Raw genomic sequence first — 12,104 nt, forward strand, 5'->3', positions numbered from 1 at the left:
TTACTCCCACTCAAGGGCACCGACGCCCCATTCGTAAACAAACCCCACGGCAAGCAGCCCCGCGAAAAAAACCATGGACCAGAACCCAAATGCACCGATTGCGCCCAGGCATACAGCCCATGGGAATAAAAATGCCACTTCCACGTCAAATATGACGAACAGAATTGCAACAACACAGAATTTTATGTCAAAAGAGGAGGAGTCAGGTGCTTCGCCCTGATCAAACCCGCACTCATACGGAGACAACTTACCGAGACTGCCCCTCTTTCCAGCCAGAAAGGCGGGCAGCACGGCGAACACCGAAGACACCATTGCGGCAAGCATGATAAACAGCAGTATTGAAGAATAATCACCTACGCTTGGCATGGGCAACCTACGCCACTTTAAGGACACTCCAGATTCTTGCAAATTTCTCGCTGGGTGTCAATTTTCAATGGTTGTATGGGGTGTGATCGTCAGTGCCGTTAATTAGCCTGTGGTTTGAGTATGCCATGGTGCTGTGGCCCAGTTTTCTCATGTTCCCCATACCCGCTTCAGTAGCTTAAAAGGTTGGGGCAGGGTGGTTGCTCGTTTTGGGAGCTTTCACGCGCTTTGCTGATTTTAGTTTCTCTAACTCGGGCTTTTGAGTGATCTATTTTGAACGTGCTCGGTGGATTCGCACAGGGCACAATTGCTTTTGTCTGTGGTAGGTATGGTTTACCACCTTCGTCCTTGCGTTGTACGCTTATGTCTTAGGGTTTTGTAAATATGGCAGCAAGTACTGCGCTGTTATGCTATTTGGGTATTGCTTGACTAGCTCCGCCGGAGGGCCAAATGCCACTACACTCCCCCCTCTATCGCCGCCCTCTGGGCCTATGTCTATTACGTAGTCTGCGGTTTTTACAACGTGCAGGTTGTGCTCTATCACCACGACCGTATTTCCGAGTTTGGCCAGCATGTGCAAAATACGCAGCAAGTTTTTCACATCAGAAATGTGCAAGCCGGTTGTCGGCTCGTCAAGAATATACAGCGTCCTTCCGGTGGAGCGCTTAGACAGCTCCTTTGAGAGCTTGACTCTTTGTGACTCACCCCCGGAGAGTGTTGTAGATGGCTGCCCTATTCGTACATAGCCCATGCCGACCTCCCGCAAGGCGTGGAGCTTTTCTTTGATCAACGGAATCGCATTGAAACATTCCAGCGCTTCATCCACAGTCATGCAAAGCACGTCTGCAATGGATTTGCCTTTGTAGGTTACATCAAGCGTCTCTCGGTTGTATCTTAATCCGTGGCACTCTTCGCACTTTACGTACATATCCGGCAGGAAATGCATTTCAATTCTAATGTATCCGTCCCCCCTACATGTTTCGCATCTACCGCCTTTGGCATTGAAAGAAAACCTGCTTACGGTATAGCCGCGCGACTTTGCCAGCGGTAGCCCCGCGAACCACGTCCGTATGTGTGAAAACAACCCAACATAAGTTGCCGGATTTGAAGCGGGAGTTCTACCTATGGGAGACTGGTCAATCTCTATTACCTTATCTATATTCTCTAAACCCAGTATGGTATCACACTCTATGTCTGGTCTGATGGGCTCTCCGTCAACTCTGTGCAGCGCGTATTTGTAAAGAGTGTCCCAAATCAGGCTCGATTTTCCACTTCCGGAGACCCCTGTGACACAAGTAAAGCCACCGATGGGGATTTTCACATCCACGTTTTGTAAGTTATTTTTCCGCGCCCCCTTTATTTCTATCCAGTTGGTGAAAGACTTTTTCCCTTTGGGGGGGTCTATGCGCATCTCGCCACTTAAATATTTTCCAGTGATGCTTTCTTTGCTTGCCGCTATGTCTTCGGTCGTACCCTGAGCGACTATCTCTCCACCGTGGGTACCTGCTCCAGGGCCAACATCCACTATATGGTCCGCGTTTAGCATCATCTCGTCATCGTGCTCAATGACTACCACAGTGTTGCCCATATCTCGCAGATTTTTCAGTGTGTTGATCAGTAGCGCATTATCGCGCTGATGTAGCCCTATAGATGGTTCGTCAAGTACGTATAAAACCCCGGTAAGGCCCGAGCCAATCTGCGACGCCAATTTTATTCTTTGGCTTTCTCCCCCAGAAAGAGTTCTGGATTCACGATCCAAAGTTAGGTGGCTGAGCCCGACATTACTGAGAAATTTTAACCGCTTTACCACTTCCTCCAGCAGCTTTGTGCAGACTGCGTTTTCATACTCAGAAAGCTTGCTTGGTAGGCCCTCGCACCACGCGATTGCCTCATCTACCGAGAATGCGCACACTTCGCCGATGTGCTTGCCATCTATTTTTACTGATAACGATTCTGGAGATAGGCGAAAGCCCATACAGTGTGGGCATGTGCTAGAAACAGAGTACCTTTCGGCAATCTTTTCGGCTACTATATTACCACTTTCATTGAGTAGGCCTAATATACCCCTGCTCCCGGCTGGTTTGAACTCCGTATTTAATGTTCCGTCCTTGTTGCCGAATAGGATTACGTTGCGGAGCCCTTCGTCCATCTTGCACCATGGGATGGAGAGATCAATAGCGTGCATTTTTGCAATAAGGGCTATTTCATGTGCGCATTGGTGGGCGAAACTGGGCCCGTGATAGGTATTAGCGGGTGGCCTAATCGGCCCCATAGGGTCAATTGCCCCTTCGAGTATTGAGAGCTCCGTGTTAGGGACGACTAGGTTGATATCTATTGCGTGATTTCGACCCATTCCCAAGCAATGTTTACATGCACCACAAACTGTGTTGAAGGAAAATAATCTGGGTTCCACTTCTCCTATGTGAAACCCGCTCTCTGGACAGATAAAATGTTCCGAAAATACCAAAATCTGGCCAGGCTGGTACTCTTGCGCGGCGCAATCCTGTGGGAGTGACACTATTTCAACGTGCATTATCCCCTTGCCGATTAGCAGTGCGTTTTCCACACTGCTTGGTATCCTGTTCGATTTTTCTTGGGCAATAACGACTCTATCAACCACCACGTAAATTTTATGCGTGCTATCTCGCTGTAGTGGCGGTATTTCGTTTATATCATATACTGTATCATCAATCTTCAAACGCGTGTAGCCGAGCCTTCTCATCTCGGCTATTGATTTCAAGAGTTCCCCGCCCTTTGCCTGGGTTATCGGGGCTAGTATGTGCAACTTTGTACCGATCGGCAGCCCAACAACTTCTTGGGCAATTCTGGACGCGGACAACCTTGATATGGGTTTGCCGGTGGCTGGAGAATGAGGCACACCGATTCTAGCGTACATCAGCCTGAGGTAGTCATGAATTTCTGTTACTGTAGAGACGGTAGATCTCGGATTTTTATGACAATGTTTTTGGCTCACAGATATTGCGGGTGACAGCCCATCAATATGGTCGACATCGGGTTTAGCGTGCAAATTCAAAAACTGCCTTGCATAAGGGGATAGGCTTTCCACATATCGCCGCTGCCCTTCCGCGTATAAAGTATCAAACGCCAGGCTAGACTTACCAGAGCCGCTGACCCCGGTGATAACTATTAACTTGCCTTTGGGGAGATCCAAATCTATGTTTTTAAGATTGTGCTGCCCGGCCCCTCGGATGCTTATCACTCCACCAGACACTACCGGTTACACCTGCTTGCTATAGAGACTAAACTAACAACTTTTTGGCAGCAACGCAACCCCATCAGAAACAGGGTTTTGCACTTCTGTACCGCGCCCAAAACGCACCGTTTTAGCTTTGTTGAGTATGGCGTTAACAAAATTCACCTCTGCATCCTCCAGCGCGTAGGATGCAATATCAACATACTCGTTTATAACAATGCTCTCATTGGTGCTGAAACACAGCAGTTCGCATATACCTGCTCTCATTATAGACAGGCTCACCAGGTTTATCCTGTCCATGGACCAGTTTTTATTGATATGCTCAGAAATTGTGGCGTCAATCTCGGAACACCTAGCGAGCATAGACCGGAGAATTTTGGTCAATAACTTCTTGTCCACTCTTCCCAACCCGAAGACGCCACGCATCTCGCACAGATGCTCCAACAGCCCATCCAAATCCTCCGCTGCGTAGGAAGAAAACATCATGGAATATGCGCCCTGCACGGCAAGAAATCTGGCGGAAGTCTTGCCGGAATACCAGGGAAGATCATCAGATTTGCTGTCTGCTTCCATAAACTTACCCAAGAAACCTCTTGTACAATTCTATCATTCTCAACACAGCCGTGGCCGCGTTACCACCAACATCTTTGCCATTTGGGTCTGCCCTTTCCAGGGCAAGCTCCATGCTGTCGGAAGTTATAATACCAAACCCCAAGGGCACTACATGCTGCACTGCAATATCTCCCAAAGAGGCCGACACGGAGGACGAGATAACATTATGGTGGTTGGTTGCTCCTTTGACAATACATCCGAGTGCTATATAGCCATCATGGCGTTCCCGATCACTCATGATTGCGAATGAGATTGCCGCAGGGACCTCGAAAGACCCAGGTACGGTTATGACCTCATGCTCAACGCTAGCCGCGCCATAAGACTGCAATTTCGCGACTGCACCAGCTATCATGAGCTTGGATATCTCAGGATAAAAATCCCCAATGACTATCAAAACGTTCAAGCTGTTCTGCATGCCCACTCCCATATGCACCAAATACTCTTCTTCACGCGGAATTGTTGACGAGATCTCTTCTATCGAAAATAAAACGGCGCACAAACAACTGCTGCAGCATGGTTATCACATTGCTGCATATCCAATAAAGCACCAGCCCGGCAGGAAAGGAAGAAAATATAAATACAAAAACGTACGGCAGAAACTTCATGACGCCGTAAGGATCCTGGGTAGCTTGGTCTTGCTGGTTGATCTTCTGTTGTAGCACCATGGTTATGCCGAGTATGATGGGCAGTACTCCCACACATATTGGAGGCTCAAACCTAAGTAGCCCGAATAGGTTCAAAAGATTTGCTGTATCATGGCTTGATAAGTCTTGTATCCAGGCGAAAAGCGGGGCATGCCTCATTTCTATGGTAACGAACAAGACCTTATACAAGGCAAAAAACACCGGTATTTGAACCAATATCGGAAGGAAACCAGACATGGGGCTGACACCGTGCTTTCTAAACAGTGCAGAAATTTCCTTGCTGATCCTGACATCATCGGTCTTATGCAATTCTCTGATTCTAGAAATCTCGGGCTGTAGCTTCTTTAGCTTGAACATAGAGACGTACGATTTGCTGGAGAGGGGAAAGACCACAAGCTTGATTGCAATAGTGAGCATAACGATGGCCAAGCCAAAGTTCCCGACAACCTTGTGAAAGTACTGCAACAGTTGGAACACCGGCTTTGTAATGAAGTATAGCACCCCAAAATCCACAGCCTTATCGAACAGTGGTATGTTAAGCCCACTGCGATAATTGTCTAGCACTGCCAGCTCCTTGGCGCCTATGAAAAGCTGTGTTGTGGACTCGGCCTTTCCGCCAGCCGGAATTGTGCCATAAGATCTGCTGAAATCCACCTGGAAATGGTCGACATCATTCCTTGGAACGTGCTTAGCGCGGAAAGCCAACTTGCCTTTGTCGGATGAGGGGACCAAGGCTGTAAACCAGTATTTGTCTGCTAGGCCAATCCAGTGGCTCCCGGTGCCCTCATTCGTTGCGCCAACTCTGGCACCACTGCCTTTTTGCATGTCTTTGTAAGTCCATTCTTGTAGGCCATGGCCAAAGCTCCCTATTGCACCCTCATGAGATATCCAATATGACTTGCCGTCTTGGGCATGCGCCTTATTTATCCTACCATAGTACGACAAACGCAGGTCCTCCCCCGTGGAATTTTCCACTTCTTGAGAGACGCTGAACATGTACGCTCTGTCTATGGAAAATCTCAATCTGAAGACCAGCCCCTGCCCATTGTCCCAGCGGAGGGTAGCTGAGCCCTCACCAGAGGCTTCAGAGCCCTGCTCAACCTCCCACAGCGTATTTTTATCTGGCACCTTCGTTTTGTGTTCAGGGTCAATCCACCCGAATTCTACTATGGAATCTTCCCGAGTGCCCTCTGGCGACATAAGAACGACGTTCTCGGAGTGTTTATCTGTACTCACCTGGTATTTTGTGAGAGAGACATCGTCTACCAAAGCGCCTTTTAGAGATATTGAGGCGCGAACACTGGTGTTGCCCAACCTAACACGCGGCACTGAATTTATTGCATCGACCCTGGGCCTGTATTCTGCAACATCCATTGCCTCTGGGATCAGCGATTCCGAGACCACCTCCCTTTGCTGTTGAGGATATTCCTTAACCAATACTCTCTCATACACAAACCTCCACCCCACCATAACGGCGACAGAGGCTACTACAGCGAGCACCAAATTACGAGCTTCTGACATATACCAAACAATAACGGGTCGCACCGGTGATCTGCCCACATTTTGCTTAAAGCGCCACAACCGGAGGACTGAGGCTAACATATAAAGCACCACAAGGCAACACGGATCTACCGAGGTTTGCACAACAGCGCGACTAAAGTCGCTTACAGGACACGTAATTAGGGAAAACATTGCTAGCAATGCATTCTCACGCCGTATACCCAATTGGTTGTGCCTGTATGACACACGAACAAACTACGGGTCTACAGATTATGCCACGCAGACGCTACACGCCGGCACAACCCGATCTGTGTTACGTAGGGGAAGGCCACAGTACTATTTTGTGTTTTGCTCTGTACTACTAACGGCTTTGCGGGCTTTGGACATTTTTGCTGCGGTGCTACGCGCACTTATGTACGCGTAGTAAATGCCGCCTATTGGTATGGAGACGAAGTATAACACGCCCATCAGGGGGAGTATGACCCACGGGTTTGTGATCGCAAGCACCATCAGCACGGCAAGAATCGTGACTAACATGTAAAACCACCGCCGGGAAATGTTATGATGTTTGGCCGAGATGGTAGGAATATTACTTACGGACAAAAACGCAACAAATGCCAAGTATGCAGAGACTGTGTTTTTATTCAGTATTCTGTCTGATATCCACCGTACGTCTCCATCATAGAATGTCAGCATGACCGGAATTAACGATAGCAACGCGCCTATTGGAGCCGGCACCCCGACGAAAAAACATTTTCGCCAATCTTCCTTCTCGTCCTCGTCGTATAACGAAACATTAAACCGCGCTAGCCTTATGGACATGCACACTACGAATATCATGACCAAGACCCACCCAACCACGCGCATGCTGTACAGTAGCCAAAAATACAGCAAAAACGCTGGGGCAACTCCGAAACTCAAGAAGTCAGCGAAAGAGTCAAGCTGCGCACCAAAGGTTGTGGCTGAATTCAACATTCTGGCCACCCTGCCATCAAGGCCGTCTATCAGCGCGGCAACTACAATAAAAATTACGGCCGGCTCCCACTGCCCAGCGAACGTATATCTTATGGAGGTGAGCCCTGAACAAAGCCCCAGCATGGTGACCATGCTGGGCAGCAATCTTGTTATTGACGGGGAGCAGTGACCAGCCCTCTTCTCCCTAGCTCCGTCACTACTCATCAGATGGTGACCGCAAACTTGCAGGTAGCGAGACTAGCACAAATGTGTGCTGCGGGCAATCTATACCTTATCGAAAGTCAGATCCTTGTGAACAGTAGCCATATCAGCATCAAGTGAGGCGATTATGGTCTCCCCACCCACTACCGTATGACCCTCCGCCACGGATACTGGCATCCCCGCAGGGATGTAAATGTTCATTCTGCTTCCAAACCTGATAATTCCCATTCTCGAACCAAGTTTTGCAGCTTTTCCGGACTCCAGATCGCACACTATCCTGCGTGCCAGCACCCCGGCAATCTGCTCCACCACTATGCAGTGACCACCTACGGATGACTCAATCACTGCCCTTACGCGCTCATTCTCATTTACTGCTCCACCCGAACCTGCAGAGGAGAAACTGCCGGGCCGGTGCTCAACGGACTTGACCACTCCGGAAACAGGTACGCGATTAACGTGCACGTCAAACAGACTAAGAAAGATGCTTATTCTGGTTACTGTCTTGCCATCGTTCAAGGGAGACTCGACCTCCACAATTGAAGTAACAACCCCGTCCGCTGGACTCGCTACCAATGCGTCATTTAACGGTATGACGCGTATGGGATCGCGGAAAAAGTAAGCACAAAGTGCAGTTATCATTGCGAAAATTACGCCCAAGCTCGAAGAGAGCGCGAAACCAATGCACGAACAAAGAAAGGCCAGGCATATGAATGGGTACCCATGCCTGTGAATACTAGGAAAACTCATGTACACTACTACATACCGCAAATAACTCAGATAGATATTAAGGGGTTATTACAAGGATTGCAATTTCTCTGTGCCCAACCATACGTAATTTAAATACCTCTCTATTAACATATAGTGGACACAAATTGTGAATCTCTGTTGCATGCAATCACCATTAGATGAAATTACTGCTTTACACAACTATGAATACTGTAAAACGCGCTACGGTGACGGTTTTTAAACTCATGAACCTGGTGGGTGCACTACGCGCCTGCTGCAGGTAAGGTGGGAGCGGCCTAGTTACCGTCGTTCTGAGTGGTGATCAACCCATAAGGATGTACATCTCTCGAGAACGCTGTTCTGTTGTAGCCTGCTGCGTAGGAATTCGAAATCTACCGCGTTGGCGCACTGGTCCTGGTTTACACAGCTGTAAACAAAGCTTTCCTCGCCAGTTGATGGATTAATATGGCGCTGGATGCACTGTCCACATATTCCCCCCATCATGCACTGCATTGGAGAATTTATTGAGGCCACAATCTTTATTTGCTCTTTAAAACAGGATCGCAACTTTCCTCTCACTGCACTGGAAATTGCGGACATCATGCCGCTGGATCCTACCATGATTATTCTGTCGACTGATTGTAATTTTATCGTAGAGTTTTTTGCGGCGCTATAAGCCTGTATCGCGTCTATAATGTTTCCATGGTGCGATATGTCCTCCGGCCGTTCGTGCTTGATGGCGCCGTCCTCACAGCACCACACGGTGGTGTGCGATGCAGCTTCTATAGAGCGTATTCCGAAAACGCTTTCGAGGCTTCTGTAGCCGGCAAAATACAAAACCTTGCATCCATTTGCTATCAATGCTTTGCCGACTGCAAACAGCACCGCGTTTCCCACACCACCACCTACCAACATCACGTTCTCGTCACTTGGTATTTCGGTCGGAGTGCCTACGGGCCCCATCAAGCTTACTAACTGTCCATCACGCAGTTGGCTGCATAACTTCGAAGACCCCCCCACATCAAGCACCACGACGGTTATTGTGCCATTTTCCTTATCCACAGAAGCCCCGGTCACTGCCACTCCTTCCATCAGAAGCTGTGTATGTTTGGCGTACGGATGGGCGCTACCGAAGTTTTGCAACCTATAAAACTGCCCAGGTTTAAATTTGCGCGCCGCAATGGGAGAGTGTATTGTCAGTTCGACTATATTCCGCGCCGGATAGGTAACAGAGGTTACGTGTGATGAGAAGCACCCACGGACCGACTCCAAAAACATCTCGCTGCTACAGTGTTTGGGGCCCCTCTCCAGCGCCTGTGTTACCAGTTGATACCCGTTTTTTGCGCTTGCTAGTGCCTTGACCACGCTACCTTTATAATAGGGATGCAGGTCTCCGAAGGCGCTTATTGTTTTATCGCGGGAGATAAAAAAGCTTCGCTCATCTAATGATGCGGTTTCTAAGTGATGCCCCGCTTGGTTACACACTGCATCCTTTGTTGGTCTGAAGAGGATGTTACGCTCTTCCAATACGTGGTGCCCCTCGTGCGTACCTACCGCGATTATGGCGCTTCTTGCCGCAATGTGCCTCTCTTTGCCTTCTGCGTCTTTTACCGCAATGTTGGAAACGTGGCCGTACTCGTCTAGCATTATTTCGCTTGGCTGCATACTTTCGGCAAAATACACTCCTTCGGATAGGGCATGTTCGAGCTCTGCACTGTTCAATTTGTATGCGATGGAGGAATTCAGGCTTTTGCGGTAGATGATTGTTACTCCCCCCCAGGCTTGTAGAAGTGGCAGAAAATCTGGCTGCCTTTTTTCTTGTTGTGCCTTTGTTCTCTCTGACCTAATTTCGCGCGCGTGGCTTAGGAATTCGTGGGCAATTGCCCGTTCTTCCTCGCCCCAGCTGCCCTCTACTGCATCTTTGCCCAGCTTTTTTACGAGAGCCTCATACTTCAATAAAAAGTGTTCGACCTGCACTGGGTAGTATGCGAGTAATTCGGTTGCTGCGTCTACTGCGGTTAATCCACCGCCAATTACTACCGCTGGAAGCCTAATTTGTAGGTTAGTAAGAGAGCTGAACTGCGTTGCATTGCCCAGGTGTAATGACATAAGAAAGGCAGATGCCGTCATTACTCCTTTCGCAAGCATATTCCCCATTTGCGGAATTCTGGGTGAGCCGGCGCCCGTGGCGAGAGCGATGTGATGAAAGCCCATGGCGAACGCATCTTCAACGTCTATAGTGCCACCCAGCCGCACTCCGCCGTACATGGTGAAATTTTTTCTCCTTTCAAGAAGCAGCCTTGCAACTTTGAGATAATTCTTGTTCCATCGGGCTGTAATTCCGTATTCAGATACCCCCCCAAAGCCGTATGATGGCCTATCATCCAGGTTTTCAAATAACTCGCTCTTGGCATCTTTGACCAAATCAAAGGCGCATTTTTGGTTTGTTGCCGTGATGCCCGAAAGACGCTCTGGTAGCGCCTCAATTTTTAGTCCATCAATTGCCACCACGTTATGCCCCTCATTAAGTAGGTAATGGGATAAACCAATACCGGCGGGACCAAGGCCTACAACCAAGACATTTTTCCCAGTGGAGTGTTTAGGCAGCACATTTGTGAAGGAAAGTGGATTCCACCTGGTAAACAAAGAATATATCTCGAACCCGTAGCTGAGATTTAGCACATTATCTAATATGTGAGTTTCTATGTAGGGGACGTCCACGGGTTGCTGCTTTTGGTATATGCATGAACGCATACAGTCGTTACAAATGCGGTGCCCAGTCAGCACGCACATAGGATTATCCACCACAACAACTGCAAGTGGCGCCACGATGAGCCCTTGTGCCCTTAAAAGTATTGCCTCGGAGACTTTCACCCTAACTGGGCACCCGCCCATAGGAATGCCGAGCTCGGAGGCCTTCACATTTCCCAGCTTGTCCACAATACCCTTAGAACAGCTGTCGCGTTTTTGTTTATGGCACGTAATGCAGTAGTGTACCTCGCTCAGCGCACGTTCAGATGATGGCGGCTTCGCTATGTTAAAGCCCTCTCTTGCCGTGGAGGTCTTTGCTGTAATTAAATTTAGCCCGAATTTCTGTACCGTGTTTACGGGAATTAGGTTGTTGAAATCCGTCTTGCTTGGTACATGAAACAGCGTGGACTCGCTACCCAAGTGCACCATGTATGCAGCATATTTTGCCGCTACGTCCAGCTGAGGCTCGTACTTTTCTGGCTCTTCCAACCATAGATTCACTTGCTGTGCAAAGCTATACTCTTCAACCGGAATGCTGAAAAATTCTGACAGCGCGTCTGTTATTGTGGTTAAGTTCAACCCTTCCGGGCTACCGTATTTTTTTAATGCATAACGGTGTACGAATGTCCTTTTGCATTTGTGCAGAGCTAGGGATTTTGTGTGGAGCTCCCAATCCCGCCCCATTTCCGCCTCTATGCCGAACAGCTGCGCTATGAATTGTTCCAGTACATATGCCAGCTCTATTATGATTTCCGAGCTCCCGATGCCTTTACTACGCGCGCCTATCAGCTGCTCAAACAATGTGAAGCTGTGCTTTTTTACTGCATTGAGAAACAATCTATCCAACCTTTCCAGGCCCGCGTGGGAGTATAAGCCTTCTTGGCTCACTACATTCACACACCTGGGGTTGTCTATTGTATCTGCGGGAATCTGCCCGTCCACTGCACACATGTGCTCTCTCGGAAAATAATAACCGTGCGTCTACCGCAACAAAATGCGTCCGCGTGCCACAGATGCAGGCCACCCAGCCGGCAAACACACCGGGGTGAGTGCACCTTATAATAGTACGTTTTGCGGACAAACTGCGCCAAGTATATGCTATTGTGCCTGATATTCCA

Annotated in this window: 8 protein-coding genes; all 8 read right to left on the reverse strand. The window is 48.7% G+C overall.

Going from position 1 to position 12,104, the window contains the following annotated elements; genetic code table 11:
• The 8 genes from ndhC to AMF_RS06785 all read right to left on the reverse strand — a co-directional run bounded on the left by ndhC (position 1) and on the right by AMF_RS06785 (position 11,937).
• The gene (gene ndhC, locus AMF_RS06750) at positions 1 to 366 is read right to left on the reverse strand and encodes an NADH-quinone oxidoreductase subunit A (protein ID WP_010264049.1); all 366 of its coding nucleotides are present in this window, start codon (positions 364 to 366) and stop codon (positions 1 to 3) included.
• Positions 367 to 724: 358 nt separating this feature from the next.
• Positions 725 to 3,595 (reverse strand): excinuclease ABC subunit UvrA, encoded by a 2,871-nt coding sequence (gene uvrA / locus AMF_RS06755; RefSeq protein ID WP_010267424.1) that lies wholly within the window; start codon positions 3,593 to 3,595, stop codon positions 725 to 727.
• A gap of 33 nt (positions 3,596 to 3,628) precedes the next feature.
• Positions 3,629 to 4,150 carry a transcription antitermination factor NusB gene (gene nusB / locus AMF_RS06760; protein WP_010264051.1) on the reverse strand — a complete coding sequence of 174 codons (522 nt, stop codon included), beginning with the start codon at positions 4,148 to 4,150 and terminating at the stop codon, positions 3,629 to 3,631.
• Between the two features lie 4 nt (positions 4,151 to 4,154).
• Positions 4,155 to 4,616: a 6,7-dimethyl-8-ribityllumazine synthase gene (locus AMF_RS06765; RefSeq protein WP_010264055.1), complete on the reverse strand. Its 462-nt coding sequence runs from the start codon at positions 4,614 to 4,616 to the stop codon at positions 4,155 to 4,157.
• A 19-nt stretch (positions 4,617 to 4,635) separates the two neighbouring features.
• Positions 4,636 to 6,354 carry a membrane protein insertase YidC gene (gene yidC, locus AMF_RS06770; RefSeq protein WP_011114285.1) on the reverse strand — a complete coding sequence of 573 codons (1,719 nt, stop codon included), beginning with the start codon at positions 6,352 to 6,354 and terminating at the stop codon, positions 4,636 to 4,638.
• A gap of 315 nt (positions 6,355 to 6,669) precedes the next feature.
• On the reverse strand, positions 6,670 to 7,512 hold the full coding sequence (gene pssA / locus AMF_RS06775) for a CDP-diacylglycerol--serine O-phosphatidyltransferase (protein ID WP_012658913.1): 843 nt from the start codon (positions 7,510 to 7,512) through the stop codon (positions 6,670 to 6,672).
• 60 nt (positions 7,513 to 7,572) lie between these two features.
• Positions 7,573 to 8,256, reverse strand: coding sequence for a phosphatidylserine decarboxylase (locus AMF_RS06780; RefSeq protein WP_010264061.1), 684 nt, complete (start codon positions 8,254 to 8,256; stop codon positions 7,573 to 7,575).
• Between the two features lie 279 nt (positions 8,257 to 8,535).
• The gene (locus tag AMF_RS06785) at positions 8,536 to 11,937 is read right to left on the reverse strand and encodes an FAD-dependent oxidoreductase (RefSeq protein WP_010267426.1); all 3,402 of its coding nucleotides are present in this window, start codon (positions 11,935 to 11,937) and stop codon (positions 8,536 to 8,538) included.
• Between the last annotated feature and the right edge of the window lie 167 nt (positions 11,938 to 12,104).

The sequence above is a fragment of the Anaplasma marginale str. Florida genome (genome assembly GCF_000020305.1).
Lineage (GTDB): Bacteria > Pseudomonadota > Alphaproteobacteria > Rickettsiales > Anaplasmataceae > Anaplasma > Anaplasma marginale.